This window comes from Paenibacillus durus (genome assembly GCF_000756615.1).
Classification (GTDB): domain Bacteria; phylum Bacillota; class Bacilli; order Paenibacillales; family Paenibacillaceae; genus Paenibacillus_AQ; species Paenibacillus_AQ durus.
Window position 1 is genome coordinate 5,713,405 of the sequence record NZ_CP009288.1, and the last position, 25,353, is coordinate 5,738,757.

21 protein-coding genes are annotated in these 25,353 nt (G+C 55.9%); 5 read left to right on the forward strand and 16 right to left on the reverse strand.

Annotation, left to right across the window (positions count from 1 at the left end; all coding sequences use genetic code 11):
• Nucleotides 1-136: 136 nt before the first annotated feature.
• Genes PDUR_RS25215 through PDUR_RS25230 form a run of 4 tightly spaced genes read right to left on the reverse strand, consistent with a single transcriptional unit; the run spans nt 137 to nt 4,496 of the window.
• Nucleotides 137-358 (reverse strand): hypothetical protein, encoded by a 222-nt coding sequence (locus tag PDUR_RS25215; RefSeq protein WP_042208667.1) that lies wholly within the window; start codon nt 356-358, stop codon nt 137-139.
• Nucleotides 358-1,785, reverse strand: a complete 1,428-nt coding sequence (gene hydA, locus PDUR_RS25220) for a dihydropyrimidinase (RefSeq protein ID WP_042208668.1) — start codon at nt 1,783-1,785, stop codon at nt 358-360. The genes PDUR_RS25215 and hydA overlap by 1 nt, the downstream gene beginning before the upstream one ends.
• Before the next feature lie 2 nt (nt 1,786-1,787).
• The gene (gene preA / locus PDUR_RS25225) at nt 1,788-3,077 is read right to left on the reverse strand and encodes an NAD-dependent dihydropyrimidine dehydrogenase subunit PreA (protein WP_042208669.1); all 1,290 of its coding nucleotides are present in this window, start codon (nt 3,075-3,077) and stop codon (nt 1,788-1,790) included.
• Between the two features lie 27 nt (nt 3,078-3,104).
• A complete protein-coding gene (locus tag PDUR_RS25230) occupies nt 3,105-4,496 on the reverse strand; it encodes an NAD(P)-dependent oxidoreductase (protein ID WP_042208670.1) in 1,392 nt (463 codons plus the stop codon).
• Nucleotides 4,497-4,801: 305 nt separating this feature from the next.
• On the opposite strand from PDUR_RS25230, the gene PDUR_RS25235 reads away from it, so the two are divergent.
• Nucleotides 4,802-6,493, forward strand: a complete 1,692-nt coding sequence (locus PDUR_RS25235; RefSeq protein ID WP_042208671.1) for a PucR family transcriptional regulator — start codon at nt 4,802-4,804, stop codon at nt 6,491-6,493.
• On the opposite strand, the gene PDUR_RS25240 is transcribed toward PDUR_RS25235, so the two are convergent.
• From PDUR_RS25240 to PDUR_RS25265, 6 genes are all read right to left on the reverse strand, one after another.
• Complete coding sequence (locus PDUR_RS25240) at nt 6,459-7,826, reverse strand: aspartate aminotransferase family protein (protein WP_042208672.1); 1,368 nt, start codon at nt 7,824-7,826, stop codon at nt 6,459-6,461. The genes PDUR_RS25235 and PDUR_RS25240 overlap by 35 nt on opposite strands.
• A gap of 33 nt (nt 7,827-7,859) precedes the next feature.
• On the reverse strand, nt 7,860-9,323 hold the full coding sequence (locus PDUR_RS25245; RefSeq protein WP_042208673.1) for a CoA-acylating methylmalonate-semialdehyde dehydrogenase: 1,464 nt from the start codon (nt 9,321-9,323) through the stop codon (nt 7,860-7,862).
• 189 nt (nt 9,324-9,512) lie between these two features.
• Nucleotides 9,513-10,607, reverse strand: coding sequence for an ABC transporter substrate-binding protein (locus PDUR_RS25250; RefSeq protein WP_042208674.1), 1,095 nt, complete (start codon nt 10,605-10,607; stop codon nt 9,513-9,515).
• 153 nt (nt 10,608-10,760) lie between these two features.
• Nucleotides 10,761-11,678 (reverse strand): ABC transporter permease, encoded by a 918-nt coding sequence (locus tag PDUR_RS25255; RefSeq protein WP_052410397.1) that lies wholly within the window; start codon nt 11,676-11,678, stop codon nt 10,761-10,763.
• Nucleotides 11,678-12,490 carry an ABC transporter permease gene (locus tag PDUR_RS25260; protein ID WP_042208675.1) on the reverse strand — a complete coding sequence of 271 codons (813 nt, stop codon included), beginning with the start codon at nt 12,488-12,490 and terminating at the stop codon, nt 11,678-11,680. Before PDUR_RS25260 ends, PDUR_RS25255 begins: the two co-directional genes overlap by 1 nt.
• Nucleotides 12,491-12,493: 3 nt before the next feature.
• Nucleotides 12,494-13,276: an ABC transporter ATP-binding protein gene (locus PDUR_RS25265; protein ID WP_025694102.1), complete on the reverse strand. Its 783-nt coding sequence runs from the start codon at nt 13,274-13,276 to the stop codon at nt 12,494-12,496.
• A 343-nt stretch (nt 13,277-13,619) separates the two neighbouring features.
• Between PDUR_RS25265 and PDUR_RS25270 the strand changes: the two genes are divergently transcribed.
• Nucleotides 13,620-14,477, forward strand: coding sequence for a DUF72 domain-containing protein (locus tag PDUR_RS25270; RefSeq protein ID WP_042208676.1), 858 nt, complete (start codon nt 13,620-13,622; stop codon nt 14,475-14,477).
• 55 nt (nt 14,478-14,532) lie between these two features.
• On the forward strand, nt 14,533-16,068 hold the full coding sequence (locus PDUR_RS25275; protein ID WP_042209710.1) for an alpha-amylase: 1,536 nt from the start codon (nt 14,533-14,535) through the stop codon (nt 16,066-16,068).
• Nucleotides 16,069-16,217: 149 nt separating this feature from the next.
• Here the strand turns inward: PDUR_RS25275 and PDUR_RS25280 are convergent, their stop codons facing one another.
• Complete coding sequence (locus PDUR_RS25280; protein ID WP_042208677.1) at nt 16,218-17,075, reverse strand: DUF6544 family protein; 858 nt, start codon at nt 17,073-17,075, stop codon at nt 16,218-16,220.
• A 355-nt stretch (nt 17,076-17,430) separates the two neighbouring features.
• On the reverse strand, nt 17,431-18,033 hold the full coding sequence (locus PDUR_RS25285) for a biotin transporter BioY (RefSeq protein ID WP_042208678.1): 603 nt from the start codon (nt 18,031-18,033) through the stop codon (nt 17,431-17,433).
• 133 nt (nt 18,034-18,166) lie between these two features.
• Here PDUR_RS25285 and PDUR_RS25290 point away from each other — a divergent pair, with 133 nt between their 5' ends.
• Entirely contained in the window at nt 18,167-18,991 is an 825-nt protein-coding gene (locus tag PDUR_RS25290) for an ATP-binding cassette domain-containing protein (protein WP_042208679.1), read from the forward strand.
• Nucleotides 18,976-20,796, forward strand: coding sequence for an ATP-binding cassette domain-containing protein (locus tag PDUR_RS27570; protein ID WP_052410398.1), 1,821 nt, complete (start codon nt 18,976-18,978; stop codon nt 20,794-20,796). The genes PDUR_RS25290 and PDUR_RS27570 overlap by 16 nt, the downstream gene beginning before the upstream one ends.
• Nucleotides 20,797-20,969: 173 nt before the next feature.
• Here PDUR_RS27570 and PDUR_RS25300 read toward each other — a convergent pair whose 3' ends face one another.
• The 4 genes from PDUR_RS25300 to PDUR_RS25310 all read right to left on the reverse strand — a co-directional run bounded on the left by PDUR_RS25300 (nt 20,970) and on the right by PDUR_RS25310 (nt 25,277).
• A complete protein-coding gene (locus tag PDUR_RS25300; RefSeq protein ID WP_042208680.1) occupies nt 20,970-21,869 on the reverse strand; it encodes an FMN-binding protein in 900 nt (299 codons plus the stop codon).
• A 246-nt stretch (nt 21,870-22,115) separates the two neighbouring features.
• The gene (gene mprF / locus PDUR_RS25305) at nt 22,116-24,209 is read right to left on the reverse strand and encodes a bifunctional lysylphosphatidylglycerol flippase/synthetase MprF (RefSeq protein ID WP_330217229.1); all 2,094 of its coding nucleotides are present in this window, start codon (nt 24,207-24,209) and stop codon (nt 22,116-22,118) included.
• A complete protein-coding gene (locus tag PDUR_RS30230) occupies nt 24,116-24,784 on the reverse strand; it encodes a hypothetical protein (RefSeq protein WP_330217230.1) in 669 nt (222 codons plus the stop codon). The genes mprF and PDUR_RS30230 overlap by 94 nt, the downstream gene beginning before the upstream one ends.
• Nucleotides 24,785-24,995: 211 nt before the next feature.
• On the reverse strand, nt 24,996-25,277 hold the full coding sequence (locus PDUR_RS25310; protein ID WP_052410399.1) for a type 1 glutamine amidotransferase family protein: 282 nt from the start codon (nt 25,275-25,277) through the stop codon (nt 24,996-24,998).
• Between the last annotated feature and the right edge of the window lie 76 nt (nt 25,278-25,353).

Consider the following 25,353-nt stretch of genomic DNA (forward strand, 5'->3'; position numbering starts at 1 on the left):
CTGGTCAATCAATAATTCCTATTAATTCAATGCGATTAATTGTTAATTAATAATATAGAATAATCGTTAAGTGATGTCAATCTAAAAAAGCGTACGCCGAGCTCCCGGCGTACGCTTCCTTAATTTGGCGAAACGGCTACTGCGCCTTCTGCAAACCTGCAAAAACAAGCGTCGTTACATATTTCCGGGCGTCCGCCGTCAGAAGAAGCAGCTCTACGCTCTCGCTCCCCGGCTCCCCTTGGTCAAATTTCACTTTGGCTCCATCCAGGGTTTCCAGCATGCCGGTAACGGCATAGCCCTGAAGCAGCAAATCGTCGATCTCCTGCTTCTCTTTGGCAAAATCATCGTATGCGGACATTAAACCACACCTCCGCTAACCTCGGTTTTGGCCGGAAGTACCGGAGCGGCTCCGAACCGTTTACGGTGCAGATACTTGCCGGCGCCCGGCTTGCCAACGAACTGCTTGTTGCGGATCACGAACTCGCCGCGGCTGAGGACGGATACCGGTTCCCCCTTGACCTCGAAGCCCTCAAACGCGTTGTAATCGACATTCATATGATGGGTTTCGGCGGAAAGAGTCCGCTTCACGGCAGGGTCGAAAATGACAATGTCGGCATCGCTTCCTATCGCAATCGTCCCTTTTTGCGGGAACAATCCAAACAGCTTGGCGCTGGAGGTGGCGATTATATCCACGAATTTATTCAGCGAGATGCGGCCTTTTTCCACACCCTCGGAGTACAAAATCGTAAACCGGTCTTCGATCGTCGGTCCGCCGTTCGGTATTTTCGAGAAATCGCCAAGGCCCAGCTCCTTCTGGCCCTTGAAGTTAAAGGAGCACTGGTCGGAGCCGATGGTCTGCAGACTGCCGTTCCACAAGGATTTCCACAGCACATCCTGGTTCCACTGCTCGCGCAGCGGCGGGGACCATACGTATTTGGCTCCTTCAAAGTTCGGCTTCTCAAGTGCCGTCTGGTCAAGCACAAGATACTGCGGGCAGGTCTCGCCATAGACGCGCAGCCCCTTCTTGCGGGCCTCCTCGATCTTCCACGCCGCTTCGGCGCAGGTCACATGCACCACATACAGCTGCGAATCGGTCAGCTCGGTCAGATAGGCGGCCCGGCCCGTGGCCTCGCCTTCAAGCTCCGGAGGCCGGGTCAGCGCATGATAGATCGGATCGGTATTGCCCTCGGCCAGCGCTGTGCTCACGAGATAGTCGATGACATCGCCGTTCTCGGCGTGGACCATAACGAGTGCGCCTTCTTGTTTGGCGGCCTGGAGCGTCTTGAAGAGTGTGCCGTCGTCGGCCTGGAGCACATTTTTGTAAGCCATGAACACTTTAAGGGAGGTGATCCCTTCGTTCTCAATAATTTGCGGCAGCTCGGCAAGCACCTTGTCGTTCAGTTCGGACACCATAAGGTGGAAGCTGTAGTCGATGACGGCTTTGTCCTGCGATTTCTCATGCCAGGTGTTCACCGCCTGCTGGAGAGGCAGCCCCTTGCTCGTCAGGCAGAAGTCGATCACTGTCGTCGTTCCGCCATAGGCGGCGGCAATGGTGCCCGTCTCGAAGTCGTCGGCGGTTACGGTTCCGCCAAACGGCATATCCAGATGCGTATGCGGGTCGACGCCTCCCGGGAAGACATAGCAGCCGGAAGCGTCGATGATCTCGGCGCCGTCCGCCTTCAGGTTAAGGCCGATTTCCGTGATAATTCCGTTCTCGATGGCGACATCTCCGGTAAACGTGTCCGCCGCCGTTACAATCGTGCCGTTCTTGATGAGCTTCTTCATTCTCAAAACACCTCCGCTTTGGAATAAGAACCGCTTAGATTGCCGACGACGCTCTGGCGCTCATTCCAGGTCATCGGCGGAAGGCCGCTGTCGATTTCCACCATGTCAATAGCCCCTTCCGCCGGGCAGACGATCGAGCACAGATTGCAGCCGACGCAGTCTTCCTCGCGCACCTTAAGAATTGCTTTACCTTCTGCATTAGTCAGCATATCGATACATTGATGTGAAGTGTCCTCGCAGGCAATATGGCATTTGTTGCAGTTGATGCAGTTCTCCTCGTTGATCCGGGCCACCACTTTGTAGTTGAGGTTGAGGTCGCCCCAGTTCGAGTATTTGGACACCGATTTGCCGGTCAGTTCGGTCACGGATGCGAGACCCTTCTCATCTAAATAGTTATTCAGACCGTCAATCATTTCCTCCACGATCCGGAAGCCGTGATGCATAGCCGCCGTACACACCTGAATAGCGGTGGAGCCCATCAGCATAAATTCGACGACGTCCTGCCAGGTGGAAATTCCTCCGATGCCGGAGATCGGAACGGTCACCTCCGGGTGGCGGGCGCATTCGGCAACCATGTTGAGCGCAATGGGTTTGACAGCCGGGCCGCAGTAGCCGCCGTGGGCGCCCTTGCCGCCGATATGGGGAATGGTGTTCCAGGTATGAATGTCCACTCCCGCGAGACTGTTGATCGTATTGATCAGGCTGATCGCGTCGGCGCCTCCCTTGACGGCATGACGGGCTGTAACCGTGATGTCGGTAATGTTGGGAGTCAGCTTAACGATAACAGGCGTCTTTGCTACTTCTTTTACCCAATACGTCTGCGCTTCTACCAGATCGGGCTGCTGCCCGGATGCGGCGCCCATGCCGCGCTCCGCCATTCCGTGCGGACAGCCGAAGTTCAGCTCCAGACCATCTACGCCGACATCCTCGACTCTTTTGACGATTTCATGCCACTTCTCCTGTTTAGGTTCCACCATCAGGGAGGCGACCACGGCGTGATTCGGGAAGCGCTTCTTGGTCTCGTAAATTTCCTTCAGGTTGACATCAAGCGGACGGTCCGTAATCAGCTCGATATTGTTGAAGCCTGCCACGCGCTGGCCGTTGAAATTGACGGCGGCAAAGCGCGCGGACGTGTTGATGATCGGATCGCCGAGCGTCTTCCATACGGCGCCGCCCCATCCCGCTTCAAAAGCGCGCTGCACTTGATAGCCTGTATTGGTTGGCGGCGCGGAGGCCAGCCAGAACGGATTGGGCGACTTGATTCCTGCGAGATTAATGCTCAAATCTGCCATTGATAATTCCCTCCCTGAAAAATATGGTTATACCGCAGAGCCGACAACGCTGTCCTGCTGCGGCGTGAATTGCTTGACAATCGCGTGAGCGGCGATTTTGCCCTGCTGGGCCGCGGATACGACCATCGCTTCGCCTTTGCCGAAGCCGAAGACGATGTCGCCCGCCGCATAAATTTGCGGATCGGAGGTCTGGTGGGTCTCCTCGTCGATCTTTACGACGCCCCATTCATGCTCCAGGCCGAGATGCTCGATCAGGCCGGTATGACGCTTCTGCCCGATGGCCAGCACGACAGCTTCCACCGGCATAATGAATTCGGAGCCTTCCACCGGCACCGGCTTAAGTCTGCCGTCGCTGCCGGCCTCGCCGCTCAGCTTCATCGTTACACATTCCAGGCCGGTCACCTTGCCGAGTTCGTCGCCGATAATGCGCCTCGGCAGCGTCAGCCAGTTGAACTCGACGCCTTCCTGCTTGGCGAATTCGAACTCGAAGTCGTAGGCTGTCATCTCCTCGCGGGTGCGGCGGTAGACCATCTTCACATTGGCAGCTCCGAGCCGCACAGAGCAGGTTGCGGCGTCGATCGCCGTGTTGCCCGCGCCGATAATGGCCACGCGTTGTCCCAGCAGCTGCACATCCGACACGCCCGTCTTCGTCGATTCCACCAGCTTGATCGCGTCATACACGCCTTCCAGTTCCTCGCCCGGGATGCCGAGCCCGGGGACGTAGCCCATACCGGCGGCCAGCACGATGGCGTCGTATTCCGCCTTCAGCTCATCCACCGTTACATCCGTCCCTACCTTTACGCCTGTGCGGATGTCCACGCCAAGCTTCTCGACCTGCTCCACTTCCCACAGGGAGACGGACTGCGGCAAACGGAAGGATACGATGCCATGTGTGTCCAGTCCTCCGGCCAGTTCCCTCGCTTCGTAGATCACGACGGAGAAACCTTCACGGGCCAGCTCTCTGGCAGCCGACAATCCGGCCGGGCCGCCGCCGATTACGGCAACTTTTTTCCCGCTCGGAGCACCGGCCTTGAACAGCTTCACGTCATTATTCATTGCCCAATCCGTTGCATAGCGCTGGAGCAGGCCGATCTGGATCGGCTCGGAAGCGTCGTTCAGGACGCAGGCTCCTTCGCATAGTTCTTCGGTCGGGCAGACGCGGGAGCAGCTTGCGCCTACCGGGTTGGACTCCATAATCGTATGCGCGGCGCCCCGCAGGTTGTCCGTGGCAATACGCTTAATGAAGGAGGGAATGTTAATGCCCGTCGGGCAAGCCTTGATACAAGGAGCGTCGTAGCAGTATAGACAGCGGTTGGATTCTTCGGCCGCCCCCTTGCGGGTAAGCCCCGGTTCGGCCTCAGCGAAATTTCGCATGAACATGTCAGGTGAAAATGCGGTTAACGGTGAAGCATGTTCCATCAGTTATCCCTCCCAGATGTATGTTACATAATGTAACGCAATTACGATTTTTGCCTAATAATTCTACTTACTTTGACAGATTTATATAGTAAAATAAGCTGTATCCCTTTTAATCAAGCTTATCTCTGCCTACTTAGGTTAGTTATTCTAACATTTATATTCACACTATAGTCAATTCATTTTTTCGTTACATTAGACATAATGTCTAATTTCAAAACTGTATTTTTTACGTGAGAGAACTAGGCTCCGAATGGACTTCGATATAAGAAAAATATACGGCATCTGCCAAGACGAGGAGGATGAGTATGGACTGGGAACTTGTGTTTACGATTCGGGAAGCGTTAAAAAGACCGCTGTTTGCCGACGCCAAAGTCGTCGGAGGAAGCTCGGGTCTTGACCGGGCGATCCGCTGGGTTCACGTGCTGGAAAGCGCAAGCTTCGAGAGCTTGATTCACGGGCAGGAAATGATACTCACAACAGGCATCGGGATGAGTGCCGATCTCCCTACTTCTCTTGAGTTTCTGGAATATCTGATCCACAAGAACGCCGCTTGCCTGTGCATCGAGCTAGGGACTTATTTCAGCGCCGTGCCTGAAGAGCTGGTCTCCCTGGCGGATCAGCATGATTTTCCCCTTATCGTCTTCAACCGCACGGTTCGGTTCGTCGATATTACGCTCGATTTGCATTCGCTTATTATTAACCGCCATCACCGCATGCTTGGAGAACTGGAGAGCATTTCCCGCGAATTCCACCGGCTGACGCTGACCTCACAGGGAACGGTAAAGGTGCTGCAGCTGCTGTCCAGAAGCACGCGCACGCAAATTCTATACATGCAGCTTCAAGGCAAGCCGCAGTTCTTCCCCTCGCTGCCGCCGGAGGAGCAGGAGCCTCTGCTGCGCTTCTTCTCGGCTTTTTATGAAGAAATGGAAGGAGTCCATCAACCGGACGCCACTCCCAGCTTCCGCGAATTCGGAGGCAAGACGGTCGCGCTCAAGCCAGTCGGCGCTCTGGACCAGACATGGGCATACATTCTGATGGTATGCCCCCATAAACCGCAGGAGTTCGACTGTCTGCTGCTCGACTCCGCCTCGCTGTCCATCGCCCAGGAGCTGCTGCGCACACGCTACATGGAGGAGCGTAAGCTTTTTTCCGAAAATTTGTGGGTCGACGAATTGATCAACGGGCGCATTGACGATGAGAACCGGCTTAAGAGCCTGATCGGACCGGATTTCGGCGTTGTCAACGAGCTTGCTTATCGCGTATGCCTGATCGAGATCGAAAATCCCCGAAATGTAAAATGGAACAGCTCGGAAAATGAATGGGAGTCGATTACGTTTCACCTTTCACTTGTCCTGCGTTCCATTTTTGAGAAATATTCGCTCCGGCCGCTCATTACGCTTAAGAACAACCGTCTTACCGTCATTGCGCTGGACATTCAGTCCAAGGTGCCCGGGCGGACCCGGCTGCAGCAGGCGCTGGAGGCCCTGCAGAATATCCGCTCCGACGAGAAGCTGAAGGATCTTCAGCTCGTCATCGGCGTGGGCAAATCGCATACTCAGCTTAAAAATGCTCCAGCCGGCTACCGGGAAGCGGTGCAGGCGCTGTCGCTCTACCCCTGCCACCAGAAGCCGACCCTGTTCTACGAAGAGCTTGGCGTCTTCCAGCTGCTGCTGAGCCTGAACGACGGCAAGACGCTGCAGAACTTTATCCGCACCTATCTTGGTCCGCTGATCGATCATGACCAGCAGAAGGGCAGCGAGCTGCTGCTGACGCTGCGGGTCTATCTGGATCACGACGGGTCCAAGCAGATTGCGGCACGGAAGCTGTTCATCGTCAGACAATCACTGTATTACCGTCTGGATAAAATTACCGAGCTGCTCGGCGAGGACTTTATGTCGCCGGAGAACCGCATATCGATCCAGGTCGCCCTGCGGGCCTATCAGTTCCTGTATCCGGAAAAGCTTACTTTGCCCAGTTCCCGTTCAGTACCTCTGTGAACGTGTCCAGGATGAACTGGATGTCCTCGTCGGTCGAGGCAAGCGGAGGGGCAAAGGTTAGTACATTGTTGTAGCCCGCTACCGTATCGCCGTTCTTGCCGATAATGAGACCCTTGGCCTTGCAATCGGCGATGATGCCTTTTACGGTATCCAGCGGAGCCGGCTCCTTGGTCGTCTTATCCGCCACAAGCTCGACGCCGGTGATCAGGCCGAAGCTGCGGACGTCGCCGACCAGCTTGTGCCCGAGTAGCCCGGACAGTCCGGCGCTCAGCCGCTGGCCCAGCAGGTCGCCGCGTTCGACGAGGTTCTCCTGCTCCATGATTTCCAGATTGCGCAGCCCCAGGGCGCAGGCGGCCGGATTGCCGCCGAACGTATTGATATGGCGGAAGTAGCCGTAGTCGTCGCTGTTATCCTTAAAGACTTCGTAAATTTCTTTGCGGACGGCGGTCGCCGACAGCGGAAGATAGGCGCTGGTCAGCCCTTTGGCCATCGTCACAATATCCGGCTTCACGCCGAAGTTATGGTGCCCGAATTTACGCCCCGACCGGCCGAAGCCGCAGATGACTTCGTCGATAATGAGCAGCACGCCGTGCTTCTTGCAAATTTCCTGCACGCGGTCCATATAGACCTGATGCGGCACAATGACACCGCCGCCGGTAATCACCGGCTCCATGATGACCGCCCCGACCGTCTCAGCGCCCTCCCAGACAATGGTGTCCTCGATCTGCTGAGCCATCAAGAGGTTGAATTCCTCTACCGACTGCCCGGCGGGACGGCGGTAGCTGTCGGGCGGGGCCACATGCAGGAAGCCCCCGCTGAGCGGTTCGTATTTGTATTTGCGCTGAGCCTGGCCTGTCGCGGACAGGGCGCCGAAGGAATTGCCGTGATAGCCCCGGTAACGGGCAATGAACTTGTGCCGGTAATGCTGTCCGGTCTGCTGGTGATACTGGCGCACCATTTTAAAGGCGGCCTCATTCGCTTCCGACCCGCTGTTGGAGAAGAAGATCACATATTCATCTCCCAGCCATTCGTTCAGCTTCTCCGCCAGCAGAATGGCCGGCATATGGCTCTGCGTCAGCGGAAAATAAGGCAGGCTGAGCAGTTGATTATATGCAGCTTCAGCCAGTTCCTTGCGCCCGTAGCCCACATTGACGCACCACAGGCCCGACATGCCGTCCAGATATTTCTTTCCGTCGATATCGGTAACCCAGGAACCGCTGGCGGACGCGGCGATCATCGGCGGATTGGCTTCGCTGTAAGGCGAAATGTGATGCCACAGATACTTCCGGTCTTTGCTGATTGCAAGTTCGCTCTCCATCCCCGTTTTGAGCATTGCGCTTATCCCCTCTCCATGGCCCGCGAGTCTTTAGTAACGGGCTGTGATCATTTTCTTGCGTGTATAGAACTCTACGCCGTCGCGTCCGTTCGCATGCAGGTCCCCGTAGAACGATTTCTTGTAGCCCGAGAATGGGAAGAAAGCCATTGGTGCAGGTACGCCCAAATTGACTCCCAGCATGCCTGCGTCGATCTCTTCGCGGAATTCGCGGATTGCCTTGGCGCTATCGGTATAGATGCAAGCGCCGTTAGCGAACGGCGACTGATTGGTGACGGAAATCGCCTCTGCCAGATCCTTCACACGAATGACGGCCAGCACCGGAGCAAAAATCTCGTCCCGCCAAATCGTCATCCCCGGCTTCACATGATCGAATATCGTCGGGCCGACAAAGTAACCCGCTCCTTCGGCAGCGGCGTCTTTCCTGCCGTCACGGACAAGCGTGGCTTTCTCCCTCTCCCCGGTTTCAATGTACGATACGGTCCTTTCCTTGTTGGACTTCCGGATAACCGGCCCCAGGAACACCCCGGCATCCAGGCCGCTGCCGATTTTGAGATTATCGGCGGCAGCTGTCAGGCGAGCTACCAGCTCGTCGGCGATCTCTTCATGAGCAACTACGACCGAGCAGGCCATGCAGCGCTCGCCGGCGGAGCCGAAGGCGGCCGATGTGATGTTCTTAACCGCATTATCCATGTCGGCATCAGGCAGAACGATCGAGTGGTTCTTCGCTCCGGCCAGCGCCTGAACCCTCTTGCCATGCGCGCTTCCGTTCTTGTAGACGTATTCCGCAACCGGCTGGGAGCCGACGAAGGATATCGCCTTGATATCCTCATGCTCCAGCATGCCGTTAACGACCTCATGCGCCCCGTGAACGACATTCAGCACACCGGGCGGGAACCCCGCTTCCGCGAACAGCTCAGCCAGACGGCCCACAAGCAGCGGCGTCCGCTCTGACGGCTTCAGCACGAACGTATTGCCGCAAGCAATCGCCAGCGGGAACATCCAGCACGGCACCATCATCGGGAAATTGAATGGCGCAATCCCGCCCACAACTCCGAGCGGATAGCGGTACATACCCGACTCGATGCCCGTGGCAATGTCCGGCAGCTGGCTGCCCATCATCAGGGTAGGAGCGCCTGCGGCAAATTCGACGCATTCGATGCCGCGCTGAACTTCTCCGCGCGCTTCTTCGAGGCTCTTGCCATTCTCCAGCGTAATCAGTTCAGCAAGCTCTTCCGCATGCTTCAGCAGCAGCTGCTGGTATTCGAAGAAGTAACGGGCCCGGCGGGGCACAGCAACCTTTTTCCAGCTGTAAAACGCTGCCTTTGCCGCAGCAACCGCAGCATCCAGCTCCTCACGACTGGACAGCGGCACATAAGCGATCACTTCCTCCGTTGCGGGATTGAATACTTCTTCCTCCCGCCCGGAGGACGACTCCACCCATTGCCCGTTGATAAAATTTCTCACTTTCTCAGTCTGTCTGACCAGCAGAGACATGCAAGGCACCTCTTTTCCTGTAAAAATACTTCCGACAATCGGAGCTTGGCGCTTCAGCGATATCCATTGACATGACGGCTTTGAAAAAAACCGCCTCCGCAAAATCAGATCCGCATAGGTTAAGCGGGCTGCCAGGAATTTCGCGGAGGCTCCAGGATCAAGCTAATAGGGCTCATCCTGTGGATTACATTATTTAGAAGCCATGTCCATAATTTCGTTCGTGTACGCCTCGGACAGATTGGCCTCTTTCTTGATTACACCAAACTTAAAGGCGATATCTGCGGTTTGCTTGAATGCGGCTTCGTCTGTGTAGCCCAGCTTGGAGATGTCGAAGCCTTCTGGCTGAATCAATTTTGCGACTTCCTCCATCATTTTCAGCTGATGTTCTTTCGTCGTGCTGCCGGCTTCCGCCTGTTCCATCACAATATCCACTGCCGCCGCCGGATCGGCGATGGCATCCTTCCAGCCTTTAAGCGAAGCGCGGACGAATTTCGCCGCCGTCTCTTTATTGGCTGCCAGCCATTCCTTGTTGGCGAACAGATTGTCTTCCAGCATGGCAACGCCCTCGTCGTTCATGTCGATGACATTCAGATCTTCGGCTTTGACGCCCGACTCAAGCACAACCTGGTATTCGTTGTACGTCATCGCGGAAGCCGCGTCCAGCTCGCCGCCCAGGAATTGGTCCATGGTAAAGCCTTGTTTCGTAAATTTGATATCTTTGTTCGAATCGAGCTTGTATTTGTCGAACAGCGCTAGCAGCTCGAACTCGTTGCCGCCCATCCAGTTGCCGACCCGTTTGCCTTTCAGATCAGCCGGACTGTTGATATTCGCCGATTTCTTGGAGACCAGTACGAGACCGCTCTTTTGGTAAATCTGGGCGATTTGCACCAGCGGCATTTCCTGCTCTTGGCTTGTCAGCAAACTCGCTACCCAATCGACGCCGATGTCGGCCGATCCGCCCGCAACCTGCTGCTCAGGCACGATATCCGGTCCGCCGGGCAGGATTTGAACGTCCAGACCTTCGTCCTTGTAGTAGCCTTTGCTGAGCGCGACGTAATACCCGGCAAATTGAGCCTGCGGCACCCATTTCAGCTGCAGCTTGACCGGAACCGGGTCCGCAGCAGGCGCTGTGCTTGCTGCCGGAGCAGCCGAGCTTCCTGCGGAAGCAGACGGCTCACTTCCCGAAGAACTATTATTACCCCCGCAACCTGCAAGAACCGACAGCAATAGCGCCATTACCGCCATTAACAGCACACCGCGAAATTTTCTGTTTTTTACGCTCATCAATCTAATTCCCCCCGCTGAAAATTTTGAATAAATTTAAGAAAACGACTCCTGGAACAGTATGGCTGCCATCATGATGCGCTGTATGCAAACGGCCGGGCCTGATTCCTCAGGGGTAAGTCTAACGGCCGGTTGTACCGTTAATTCCTTTGCTTATGAAGCCCGCCGTGAAGGATGCCAGCGGATGAACACTTTCTCCAGCCTTTCCACCACCAGGTAAAAAATGACGCCGGCAATCGCCGCAAGCACAATGCATGACCAGCCAAGCGGCATTTTGGCAACCTTAATGGAGTTGGACAGCAGATAACCGAGCCCTCTCGAAGAGAAAAAGAATTCGCCGACAATCGCCCCGATCATGCTTGCCGTCGCGTTGATTTTCAGCGCGGTGAATACATAGGGCAGGCTGTTCTTGATCCGCAGGTGGCGCAGCACCGCCGATTTGGGAGCGGCGTAAGAATGCATCAGATCCAGCGCCAGCGGATCGATCGCCGCCATTCCTTTGTAGGCGTTGATCGCCATCGCAGCCATCGTCGTCGCCGTTACAATGGCGATACGGGAGCCTAACCCATCGCCGAACCACAGGTTCATGATCGGCGCGAGCGCCACGATGGGAACGGCGTTCAGCGCGGCGACCAGCGTCAGGCTGCCGCCGCCCCAGCGCGGCCAGGCCGTCGCGGCCAGGGCAATGATGAAACCAAGCGCTGAGCCGACAAGCATACCCAGCACCGCTTCAGTGAGCGTATACCCCGTATAAGACAGCAGCAGGCTCATATTATCGCCCATCGCCTTCGCAATCGCCGACGGCAGCGGAAGCTGGTATTTCTTCAAATCAAATATCTTATGGATAACCTGCAGCTCCCACAGCGCCAGAAACAGGACGCCCGCGAGCACAGGAAGAATGACGCGAAAGATTGCAGCTTTCCGCGCACGGCGGCGCGGCCTGCCGTTCTGCGCGGGGGCCGCCGATGGCGGCGGACCCGGTTGGGCCGTCATAGCGGCCTTCGGGCGGCTTCCATCCTCTTGGCTGCGAGAAGAAACTAACGCCGCTTCACCAACTGTGTTGCCTTCCATCAGCGGCTGCCCCCTTTCGGACGGAATTCAGGCTGCCACGGAGCGACGAGCCGCTCGATCAGGCTCATGAGCCCATAGCTTGCCATGCCGAGTAACGCACCGACCACAATGGTCGACCAGAACATGTAAGTATGAGAAGGACCGTAATACAGATTGCGCAGCATAATGACGCCGATCCCATGCTGTGCGCCCATCAGTTCGACGAGAATCGCTCCGGTAACCGCAAGCGGAGCGGCGATCTTCAGCCCGCTGAACAGGCCGGGAAGAGCGGCGGGAAGCCGGAGCTTCCAGTAGACGGCCCAAGGTTTGGCCGCGTAAGAATGCATCAGCTCCAGAGCCGAGAGATTGACACTTCGCAGTCCCCGCAGCATATTGAGCGACACAGGAAAGAACGTAATATAACCCGAGATAATGATCCGCGAGATCTGCTCGTCGCGGACGATGCCGTAGATGATCGGGGCAAGGCCCAGAATCGGAATCATCTGCGAAGCGACTGCGTAGGGGAAGGTAAGCTGCTCGATCGTCTTCGACACGCTCATCAGCACCGCGAGCAGCACCCCCGCGGCGGCGCCGAGCAGGAAGCCGATGGCGGCGTTCCCGAAGGTCGCGGCTCCCTCTTTCAGCAGTGCGCCTGCGTATTGAAAGAGCGTCGCAACCAGTTCATGCACATAGGGCAGCTTCGATTGGGCCAGCGGCGTATGCACGACGTTCAGCAGCACCCACGACAGGGCCTCCCAGACAATCAGCAGCCCTGCGACCCAGACAAGCAGAGGCAGAAACCGCCCTTTGGCCAGCATGCTGTTTCCTTTCATAAATTACACTCCCTCGAAGCTGTCGCGAATGCCTGCGATCAGATCAAAAAATTCCGGACTGTTTCTCATCTCGGCCGTCCGCGGACGCGGCAGAGGAATATCAACCACCGCCGACAGGCGGCCCGGATGGGGAGACAGCACGAAGACCCGGTCAGACAGGAAGATGGATTCGGGAATGCTGTGAGTAACGAATACAACCGTATTGCCCACCTTGCTCCATACGGATAACAGCTCTTCGTTCAGACGCTCGCGCGTAAACTCGTCTAGGGCAGAGAACGGCTCATCCATAAGCAGGATTTCCGGTTCCATCGACAGCGCCCGGGCAATGGCCACCCGCTGCTGCATCCCTCCGCTCAGCTGCCAAGGATATTTGTCGGCGAAGCCCTTCAGGCCGACAAGCTCCAGCAGCTCCAGCGCTTTCTCATCGCGGCGGGCTTTCTTGACGCCCATCAGCTCCAGCGGCAGCGTGATGTTGTCCTTCACCTTACGCCAGTCGTACAGCACGGGGCTTTGAAAGACGATGCCGTATTTCTGGGCGAGCCGCGCCTCTTTGGCGCTCTTGCCCGCTACCGTTACCCGGCCTCCCGTCGGCTCGATCAAATCGGCCATCAGCCGAAGCAGCGTCGTCTTGCCGCAGCCGGACGGACCAAGCAGCGAGACGAATTCTCCCTTGGCAATATCCAGGCTCACCTGATGCAGCGCCAGAACTTCCGCCGTATCTGTCTGATAGCGCATCTCCACATTTTCCAATTCAATTTCAGGAACCTTTGCCGCAATAAGTGACATCGATATTCCCCCCATTCCCGAATTATTTGTATAAATGGCATGTAAGTTAACACCATATTAATATTTACGGCAAAATTACATCGTCCATGTAGCTTTAACTAACATGTTACACTGTGCTCTTCCCCCTCACACTAGACAAAAAGTAAAATAGCTTTGGGGAATTTCCGTCATTTTGTCCAGCACGTCAGTTTGAGTGACACGATTTCACTTTTTCGAGGCTGACCAAGCCCGCAGCCGGGCTTTAGCCCCCTCTTTTTGTTTTTCACCTGCTGTATTCAGTTTAAATAGAAGGTATCCGGGTACTACCCGCATCCATTTGTGTTAAGAATAGGAGGAGAGCCTTGTGATCAAGATCGGTTTGACGGGATTTGGCGATCATGATGAACTGTATGGAAAAATGAAGCCCGCAGACCGTTTGTCCGCTTACAGCGCACATTTTTCCATCGTGGAGATCGACAGCTCCTTCTATGCCGTTCAGCCGGTTAGAAATTACGTCAAATGGGTGAGCCAGACGCCTGACGATTTCGGGTTCATTGTCAAAGCCTATCAGGGAATGACCGGACATCTGCGGGGCAACAAGAATTACTTCGATACCGCCGAAGACATGTTCCAGGCGTTTCATACTTCCATAGAGCCCGTCATTGCGGCGGGCAAGCTGACGATGACGCTCTTCCAGTTCCCGCCGTGGTTTAATTGCACCAAGGAAAACGTGGATGTGCTGCGGGAGACGAAAGAAAGGATGCTGGATGTGCCCTGCGCGCTCGAATTCCGCAACTCCACCTGGTACAGCCCAGAATACCGGGAACGGACGCTGGCTTTTATGAAAAAAGAAGGCTGGATTCACACGGTGGTTGACGAGCCTCAGGCCGGAATCGGCTCCATTCCGATCGTATCCGTGGCAACTTCGCCGGAAGCGACCTACGTGCGAATGCATGGACGAAACGCCAAAGGCTGGCAGCAAAGCAGCAATCCCGAGTGGCGTAAGCTGCGGTATCTGTACCGCTACAGCACGGAAGAACTGACCGAATGGCAGGATCGGCTGAAAGAATTGGAGAAGGACTCGAAGAATGTGTATGTGGTCTTCAACAACAATTCGGCGGGCGATGCCACGCCTAATGCCAAAGAGCTTCAGGCTCTGCTTGGAGGAGACGATAGCGGACTAACACCGCTGCAGCTTGATCTGTTCGACCATCCATCATGATTTGCATATATTAATTACGTCTTTGCCGGATAAAACATTCAGGAGGCCGATCATGATGAAACGTAATCATACGATGATGCAGTTTTTTGAATGGCATGTGGCCGCCGACGGCGAACACTGGAAGCGTCTGGCAAGGCTGGCGCCGGAGCTGAAAGCGGCCGGAATCGACTCTGTCTGGATTCCTCCGGTGACGAAGGGCCAATCCGCCGAAGACACCGGATACGGAGCATACGATCTGTACGACCTTGGGGAATTCGATCAAAAGGGCACCGTCCGGACGAAGTACGGCACGAAGCAGGAACTGATCGATGCGACTGCGGAATGTCTGCGGCACGGCATTACGGTCTATGTTGATCTGGTCATGAACCATAAGGCTGGCGCGGATGAAACAGAGGTGTTCCGGGTCGTCGAGGTTGATCCAGGCAACCGCCTGAAGGTCATATCGGGACCGTTCGAAATCGAAGGCTGGACGAAATTTAATTTCCCGGGACGCGGCAACGAATATTCTTCGTTTAAATGGAATTTCGAGCATTTCAATGGTACGGACTATGACGCCAAAAAAGGGCGGACAGGCATCTTCAAGATCATCGGCGAGAATAAGGACTGGAACCGCAATGTAGACCACGAGTTCGGAAACTACGATTATCTGATGTTCGCCAATATAGATTATTGCCATCCTGTCGTCCGCTCCGAAATGCTGGAATGGGGAAAATGGCTCGTCGATACGCTTCAGTGCGGCGGCTACCGCCTGGATGCGATCAAGCATATCAACTATGATTTCATCAGGGAATTTGCGGCGGAAATGACCCGCAAACGCGGGGAAGACTTCTATATTGTCGGCGAATTCTGGAACCCGGATCTTGAGGCCTGCCGCCAGTTTCTGGATACGGTCGATTATCAGATCGACCTGTTCGATGTGGCGCTCCACTACAAATTTCAGGCCGCCTCGCTCGGGGGCAGGAACTTCGATCTGACGACTATTTTCCATGACACGCTGGTGCAGACGCATCCCACCAATGCCGTCACTTTTGTCGACAACCATGATTCCCAGCCCCATGAATCGCTGGAGTCCTGGGTCGGCGACTGGTTCAAGCCCAGCGCATATGCGCTGATCCTGCTAAGGCTGGACGGCTATCCGGTAGTATTCTACGGCGACTATTACGGCATCGGCGGACCGTCGCCGATTGACGGCAAACGCGAAGCGATCGACCGGCTGCTGTCCGCCCGCTACCACAAAGCCTACGGGGAGCAGAACGATTACTTCGACCACCCGAATACAATCGGCTGGGTTCGACAGGGCGTGGATGAAATTCCGGGCTCGGGCTGCGCGGTCGTCGTATCGGGCGGAGACGACGGCGAGAAGCGCATGTTCGTCGGAACGAAGCGCGCCGGGGAGACCTGGACCGATCTGACGCTAAGCCGGGAAGATACGGTAGTGATCGGCAAAGACGGATGGGCCGTCTTTCCGGTAAACGGCGGCGGCGTGTCCGTATGGGCGCTGCCGGTGGAGCAGCCGGCCGGGGACGTAAGCGCCTTAGAAAATATCCTTGAGGCGGATAACAGAGAGGAAGCGGAGACCAGCGAGAACTAAAAATTAAATGTGAAGAGCTCCGGTAGTGAGGGTGTAGTGAAGGAGCTCTTTTTTATCGATATTACGCGGAATTGAGGTTTATGCGGTCTATCGGAATAACAAAAGCAAGGAGAATGAGAAGGTTGCCAATGGTTCCATTTTGGGCTCCCTTAAAATAATTCCGGTATATTGTACTCGATATCCGTAATCTCGCACTGATACCAGTTAAAATTCCCGGTTTTCTCAATCCAAATGATATCTGACTTTGAAGGGATTCGAATTCCGTTAAACTCTTTGAACTCTTTATTGACACCTCCCCAGTCGCTTAATACATACTTCCCGTTTACTTCCTTGTACCTTTTGGCAGTAAAGCTAATCAGATCGCCCTGTTCACTGAAAGCGAACACCCCGGAGGCGCTTATCCCTCTGTAGCTCATAGTCGCTCGTGCGGAAGTGTCATTGATTGGCTCCCATTTGATGTATGAATTTAATGCTGCCGTCGGAAACCAGGGCATCTCAGCGAGATATCGCAGCAGCGTACTGACATCCATTTCAGGACCCTTCGCATTTACGACCGGAAATAAGGACAGAAGCTTGATGCTCATCTTGCCTTTGCCTTCCTGGTAATTATCCAATCCGGACAGATGGAGCAGAGGGGCCATTTGGACATCGGCTTGCCACACAAACCCCGGTTCGTCCGCTCTGAAATACTGCACCGCCTGAGCCCGCATCCATGGTCCGCCTTTTTTCGTTCGCATTAGCCCTCGTTGTTTTAGACGAACGGAGGCAATTTTTTCTTTCCCGATAATATGGGAGCGTTCCAGCCATTTCTGAACGGGGAGGGGCAGACCCGCCAAATCTTCTTTTCGAATGATCTCATTGTTTGATTTCGGGCAATCGCTGAACAGCTGATTCACTTGCTTCACTGCATTTTGATTGAACATTCGGGTGGCAATCGCCGTAACGATAGCAATCACGATAACAAGAGTTGCGAGAACCACTAACGTGATCCGTAACCATCCAGGCATATCCACGTTCCTTCCTTAAATTACTTTCAATTATGCAAAAATCCCACCGGCCGCATGAAGAATCAGACCGAGCGGTTTCTCCCGCTCTCTGCTTTTCATTCATCTCCGCTTTTTTCGCCCCTTTTCGTTGAACATCGTTCAATAGTTGAACGCCGTTCAACGTTAAATTACTACGTTATGAGTTCGGTTGTCAATGCAGAAATATCGAATCCTGTTCGGGTCGTTAACCCGTTTACCCGAGGCAAAATGCGTGCGAAAAACAGCAAGCCCCGCTATCCGCACAGGATGCATGCGGACAGCGGGGCTATTTATTATAAGTGCGTTGTATACTTGTTTGACGCTTTAGGCCAAGCTTCTATTCGGACGCTTTCTCGCCAACCCAATCCGGGCTTCTTTTGCCTACAATCCGTTCGATCGGATAGACTCTCCATACACCGGTGACAACCGAAGCGCATAAAGCGGCCTTGAGGAAGTCTCCCGGCAGGAACGGCAGCATGCCCGCAGTCAGCGCTTTGGACAGCGTGTCCAAGCTGGGAATGGAGTGAGCCAGCCAGGCTACACCGGTCGGGTAGACAAGCAGGGAGCCGAACAGGAAGTTCGCCCCGAGCAGCTTGCCGAAGGTGAATTTGCCCTGCGACATGCGCTCTGCGGACCATCCGATCAGAAAAGCCGCAAACGGCCAGGCGAAAATGTAACCGGCGGTCGGGCCAACCAGGACGGACATTCCTCCTCTTCCCGCCATTACGGGAAATCCGGCGGCGCAAAGGCCAATAACGATCAGGACAGCGAGCGTACCATATCTGGCGCCCAGCACGGAACCGGCCAGCATAACAGCCAGCGTCTGGAGCGTAATCGGCACCGTTGAGAACGGAAGCGATACTTTCATCGAGCTTAACGCGATCATCACACCTGCAAAGAGCGCGCTGAAAATAAGTCCGCGCAAGGACCATCTGTTCATGAGTTGATTGTTCCTCTCCATTTTTTTATGTTAATATAACATCTCACGTCAAATACATCAATCCGTTAATCCGTTAATTTGTTATAATCGATAACGCAAGTGTGAGACACTTTCTTCGAAAGCGAGCGCAAATATGATTCATGCCAAGCATTTGACCCTGTCACTGCAAGACGGCCAGCAGAGCCTGACGGTGCTTCAGGATATTCATATACATATCGAAAAAGGGGAGTGGGTCGCGCTGACGGGCGCCAATGGCAGCGGCAAATCCAGCCTTGTCCGGACCTTCAACGGGCTGCTCGTCCCATCCGGCGGCAGTCTGACGGCGGCCGGGCTGGACTTGCGGTCTGCCACAAACCGCAGCGCCGTCAAGCAGAGCATCCAGCTCGTCTTCCAGAGCCCGGAAGCCCAGACCATCGGCTCAACGCCGGAGGAAGATGTCGCCTTCGGCCTGGAGAACCGGGGGATTCCCCGGGATGATATGAAGGCGCGGACGCTGCGTGCGCTCCGGCGGACAGGCCTCGGGCATAAAGCCGCCGTTCCCGTATCGGACCTGTCAGGCGGAGAGCGGCAGCGCCTGGCCATCGCCTGCTGCCTGGCGCTGGAGGCGGAGATGATTATTTTTGACGAGGCGACCTCGATGCTGGACCCGGTCTCGCGCAAAGAGATTTTCGCCTTCAGCCGGGAGCTGTGGCGGCGGGGAGTAACCGTGCTGTGGGTCACGCAGCGGATGGAGGAACTGGCCGCCGGGGAACGCGTGGCCGTTATGGATCAGGGGCGGCTGGTATACGACGGCGATCCGCGCACGCTCTTTTACCGCTCCGGGCTGCCTGCCGCGCTTCGCTGGGAAGATCCCCCCGTCATCGGCATCGGCCGGATGATGCAGGATAACGGCTGGCCGGCAGAGCTTCTGCCGCTTACGGAGCAGGAACTGGAGGAAGCGCTATGCCGGTACAGTTAACCGGGGTGTCCTATCTCTACGGCCAATCGCCCGCCCTAAGCAATATCGATCTGCTGATTCCGGAGGGCAGCATTACGGTCCTGTGCGGAGTAACGGGCAGCGGAAAATCCACGCTGCTGCGGCTGCTGTCCGGACTCGCGAAGCCTTCTTCGGGCAGTATTGACTATCCGCCGGATAGCTCTGCCGCCTCCGTCTCCATCGTCTTCCAGCAGCCGGAGAGCCAGCTCTTCGCAGGAAGCGTCAGAAAGGATGTCGAGTACGGTCTGGAGCAGCGTGATGTTCCAGAGCCCCGGCGAAGCGAGGCGGCAGCCCGGGCGATGGAGCAGGCTGGACTCGATCCCAAACTATACGGCCAGCGGTCGCCGTTCCTGCTGAGCGGCGGCGAGAAGCGGCGGGTCTGCATCGCGGGCGCCATCGCCCCCCTGCCAAGGCTGCTGCTGCTGGACGAGCCGACGGCCGGGCTTGATCCGCCCGCCGCCCGCGCGCTGCTGGATACCGTCACGGAATTGAAGCAGGGCGGCTATACCATTGTAATCGCCACCCATGACCTGGACAGCTTCTTCCCCTTGGCGGATCAGGTCGCGGTCCTGTCGCACGGGGCCTTGCGCTACAGCGGTCCGGCCCACGGCTTATGGACCGAGGCCCGCGTGCTCGAAGACGCGGGCCTGGAGCCTCCGGCCTACATCCGGATCGGCCGGATGCTTATGCGCCAAGGCAGGCTGGACGCCCTGCCCGCCAGCGCCGGGGAACTGCTGGCCAGGCTGGACAAGCGCAGCCTGGTGTACCGCGGGAGCGGCGCCGGTGCTGCTTCCGGCGCCGGGGAAAGGCCTTCTGCGGACAAGGACAGCCTTGCCTTGTCCGCAGAAGGCGGGCACTTGCCGGCGGGCGGCGGACCGCCGGCAGAGGCCATGCCGCCGGCGGAAGACGGCCGCTCGGCAAGGAGCGGAAGGCGCCGCGTTCCAGGCGAAGGCAGCGCGGCGCCGTCTCCGGCGGACGAGGCCGCCGCCGATCCAGGCGCCAGCCCTGCGGCAGATGCAGCCGCCTTGAAGCTCCCGGCCCGATCGGTCTTGCAGATGCTCGACCCCCGTGTAAAGTGGCTGGCGATGATATTGTGGTCACTGGTGATTCTTCAAATAAAGGGAGCCTTGCCGCTGGCGCTTGCCGCGCTGATGATCGGCGGACTGATGGCCGCTGCGAGCATTCCCCGGAGACGGATAGCCTGGTACTATCGCCCGTTCCTGCCGATGTTTCTGTTCCTGTGGCTTCTCTCCGCCTTTTCTTGGCGCGGCACGGATGCGGGGATTCCCTTCCAGTTCTCCGCCGAGGGCGCCTTAATAGGCGGTTTTTCCGTTCTCCGGCTAGGGCTGCTCATTTCGCTCGGCTTCCTGTTCACGGAGACGACATCGGGAGCGCCGCTGCGCGAAGGGCTGGAGTGGGCCATCAAGCCGCTGGGCAAACTGGGCGTCAGAACGCGGAATTGGTCGCTCGCCGTCTCCGTCACTTTGCAGTTCGTACCGTGGGTTCTGGGGAAAATTTCATCGCTGCAGCTGGCGCTCGCCTCCCGGGGAAACCGAAAGCGGGGGCCGGGGCGCTGGACGCCAAAGCAGATTTCGTTGATGGCCGTCCCTCTGCTCCTCCAAGTGATCGGCATGGGCGACGAGCTGGCCACCGCCATCGAAGCACGGGGTTATGACCCGTCGAAGCCGCGAACGCCCTGGCTTGTTCTGTCTTGGCGGCGGCGGGATACGGCGGCGCTGCTTCTCGCCGTGCTCGCGGCGGCGCTGCTGTGGTGGGCTTCGAGCTAGTCCGAGGCTCCTGATGCTCTGAGGCCGGCAATTTTCTAAGAGGACGGCGGTTCACCCTTTGGAATCGTCAACTCCCCGTCCTAACTTTAAGCCTACGCTGATATACCGCATAAATAAGCCTGTCAGAGCCCATGAGGGCCACGGCAGGCTTATTGGCGTTTTATAATAATTCCTTATTCTTGAATCTTAATTGCGGCCGGCTTCGTATCGCCGACTTCCGCCAGATCATCCAGCGTGTATTCCACAAGCGCCTTGAAGTTATTGGAGGAGGTCGTCGCGCCGCTGACCGCGTCCACGGAACCGATCGACTGCTTCTCTACAAGCTGCTTCTCCAACTCTTCCGTATATTTTGCCGGATAGGTCTTGTTCTTGGCTTCCATCGCAGTCTTGTATCCGGCGTCTTCCGTCTTCAGCTGTCCGGCTTCGTTCACATAGTCGAACTGTACGCTTGCGATCTTGTGGTCCTTAATCTCCAGATCGATCTGCGGCTTCCAGCCGTGGGCGTCGAAGGCGTCGGCGGCTGCTTTGTACGTGCCGTCCTCATACAGCGGAACGATCGCCGCCGCCGTGTCTCCGGCTTCCGCTTTGACGAGAGCGGCGGCGGCAAGCTCATTGAAGTTTCTGGACGAATGCGTCGCGCCGGAAACCGCATCGACCTTGGCAGCGTCCTGAGAGGTTACCAGCTCTTGACCCAGCTTGTCGAAGGCTTCGCGGGGCGTGAATTTATTGGCTTCCGAGAATCCTTTGATATAGGCTTCGTTCTTGCTTCTGAGCTCGCCTGCTTCGTTGATGTAATCATAGTATACCTTCTCGACTTTGCCTCCGGTCACAGTCACTTCCACATAAGCCTTCCAGTTTCTCACATCGCTGCGGTCATACTCGGCTTTGTAGACTCCATCTTTAAAAGTACCCGCAGCGGGCGATGCGGAAGATTCTGCCGTACTGGTCGCCGCTGCCGTCGGTTCGCTGCTCGGGCTTGCTGTCGCAGCCGAGTTGTTATTCGAATTGCCGCAGGCTATCAGGATAAGCGTCAGCATCAGAAGAAGCAGAGATAAGTTCTTTGTGTTTTTCATTCCATAACCCCCAGTTATGTTATTTTTTTCACATCCTAATTTTAACATTCAGGGGCCTTATCGTGTATTTTTTTGCATATTTCAGCTAAAAAAGCAGTAGGTTCCGTTCGAAATGAAGCCATAATTGCAAACTCATGATTATTATTTCATGCAAGAAGAACGGCTGTACCGCCCTTTAAAGGCGGCGTCCGTTAAACAAAAAGCTGTCTCCGGGTCGCTCTCAGCGGCTTCCGGGACAGCCTTATACTACTTCCGCCGTTTTGGCTGACGGGATACAAGCCTAACCAAATCCAGCGTCAGAACAGGGAGCGACAGGGAGACGGGATAAGCCAAGTAGCGGGGTTCCCATTCCGGCGAAAATTTTTCTTTATAGCGGCGCAGGCCCAAGAATCCATACCAATGTCCTCCGTGCTTGAACACGACATGGGCCATTTTCTCTTCGCGAAGAGCGCCCGCATTCCGCCCTACGCTGGACAGAGGCGCGTTGCCAAGATTATACCTCTCGTATCCCTGAGCCTTGGCCCATTCCAGCATGGAAATAAACAGGAAATCCATCGTTCCGTTCGGACTTTTCAGGCGGTGGCGCATCAGGTCGATTGAAATGGTAACTCCGCCATCATAGCCCGGAGCAAGCGAGGCGAAGGCGATAACAGCGCCCCCGGCATTCCGAAGGAGGGCAATCGGTGCAAGCTGCAGATAGGATTCATCAAACCACCCGAGCGAAAACCCTTTTTCCGCCCGGCCTCTCAGCCATTCCTCCGAAATCGAACGAAGTTCTTTCAGCAGCTCCGCCGCAAACGGAGGCTCCGCCATCTCGAACTTGCAGCCTTCGCGGACAAACCGGTTGCTAACGCTTCGCAAATCGCTGTTCCCCTTGCCGCTTAAGGTGAACTTCTCCAGCGGAACCAGCGCCTCCTCGCCGAGCTTAAAGAAATGGTAGCCCTGCTCATGGTAAATCGGCAAGTAGTCAGGCGTCGCTTGGTAGAAGACAACGGAAAGTCCGTACCTGTCGGCCTCGGTCCGAAATTCGCTGATTGCGTCGTTCATAAGTTTCTTGGGTCCAAGCGGGTCGCCAAGCACGACAACCTTGTCCCGCACTCTGGCGAACGGAAGCATGACCTTGCCGCCCTGCGCCCAGTAGAAGCTCTTGTCGCCCGTGAAGAGCATATGGGTCAGCGCGTTCCCGGATTCCGACTTCAGATAACGCCGAAGCCGGTCCATATCCGGCGGCGCGGTCAATGCCTCCGCACGGCGGTTGGGCCGAAGCGCCACAATTATGGAGAGCAGCAGCCAGGCAATCACCAGCCCGCCCACAGCCGTATAGGCGAAGTTACCATAGTGCCGCAGCCAATCGGGCTCCACGCCGGGCCGCAGATACTTTAGGAAACCGCGGTGCGAGTAGCTTGCCAGCAGGTAGTAGCTCAGAGCGATACCGGAAGTCAGCAGCAGCCACCACAGCAGGCTTTGCCGCGAAATCGGCGCACTGACCCGGTAGAAACGCGCTCTTGAAATCCACAGAAGAAAGGCTACAAACAGCAGAAAGAGCGCTTCTTCGTAATCAAACCCCTTGGTGAAGGCGAACACGGCGCCAAGAGCCAGCGTGATGCTTGACCAGATATAGGCTCTGCGGATGCGCAGCGAGATGCCCCGGGACAGCAGCACCAGCATAAAACCGATGACCACGGCTAAATGATGGGATACCCGCATGATCGGAAGCGACAACAGCTCCTCCATAAAGCGCAGCCGGTACAGCAGCTCGGGCGTAGCCGCCGACAACAGCAGAAGGAGTCCGGCGGCAAGCACAAGCTTGCCAAGCGCCCACACGCCAAGATCGCTGAGAAAGGGATACTGTCCAGGCCAAGTCCAAATTCTCTGCCAGGTATTAAGGGGCGTTTCCAATGCCGAGCTGCGCAGCAGCCGTATGCCCTGCTGTCCGATTTCGAGCGCAGCCAACACAAGCCCGACCAGCCATGGAATGACAAAATAGAACAGCCGGAAAATGACAAGCACAGCCATCGCCCGTTCGCTGGAATATCCCATCTGCTGAATTCCCAGCAGCGCGATCAGATCGAATGCGCCGATCCCTCCGGGAGCCATGCTGAGTATACCCGCAATCGCCGCGATCACATACAGGCTCATCATCGGCTGAAAATGGACGCCGCCCAAAATATGCTCCGCAATTACCGAAAAGGTAATTCCAGCGCTTAGCCATTCCAGCAGCGAGGAGCCCACTGAGGCGCATACCGTCATCCACGGCGTCTTTCCTTCTCCCCGGTTGATCCATTTGGCGAACAGAGTGGAGCGCTGCAGCATGATAAAGAAAGGCAGATACAGCGCCATACCCCAGAGGGCGAATACAAGCCAGCGGTGCTCGCGCAGCAGCCCCTCCGCCGCTCGCGCAGCAGCCCCTCCGCCGGCAGAATGCCGAACAGGCTGGCCCAGGACAGCAGCGACAGGCCCGTAATCATCAGCGGGGACAAAAAAACGATCGCCGGTGTCAGGACGGCTGCGGGTACTCCGCTTTTTTTATAGAGCAGCGTTCGTAGGCCGACTCCAGCCAGACCGGCAAATCCGATCAAATTATTAAAGGTATTGGCAATCCACGAATAGCGGAAGGTGCTCCAAACCCCGATTTTCATCCGATAGTGGGCCCGGATCAGAAAATCGTAAGCGCTCATCGCCGCAACCGCCGCCAGCGCCGTCGCCATCATCTGCATAACACCCTGCGCCGGAATTAGCCTTAGTTCATGAAGCGTCTTGGCAAGCCGGATTCCTTTCAATTCATGCTGCCCTTCCCAATACACCAGCGCGATAATCAATACCGGAAACAGCGCCCGTACCGCCTTGATGCGATAAATGGACACCAGCAGCCTTACCAATTTTAATTGTTCAAGTCTTGGTTTATGTGCATGCATATCTCTACCTGCCTTTAGTTGCATAAATAGCGTTTTTCGTCCTATTCGGGCCGGAATACGCGGTTTGTGATGAGTAAGTGCTATACCGTTAGACGACAGCCGCTCCCACATCCCTGAAATCACTTTAAAAATCCTACTCCGAACAAGCCCCTTATGCAACTAATGGCAAAGAAATCATGTCGAAATATTGTCCCGGTCTTTTTATATCATCTTAAGCGCGCCCCTTATACCATTGCCTGTCAAAAGAAAGGTTCAGCGCCTGTCCGAGGACTGTGCCGAATTGGATAAATTCTCTTCCCCTTGCGGTGATCAGATTTCCGTCCCGGACCACAGGCTCCTCGGAATAATTCTCCGGTTCAAAAACCCCCGTCTTCTTCCGATTTTCCTCGGTCATTCCGACCGTATATTTCTTTCCTTGCATAAGAATGGACAATGCGACAGTCAGTTCATACTCGCTAAATTGCGGATACAATAATACCGCCGTTTTTTTCACAGATTTCCCCCGCTCGCCGCGATATAATCACAGGCATTATATGGTTAATTCAGGCTTTTCCAAGTGTATCATAGCC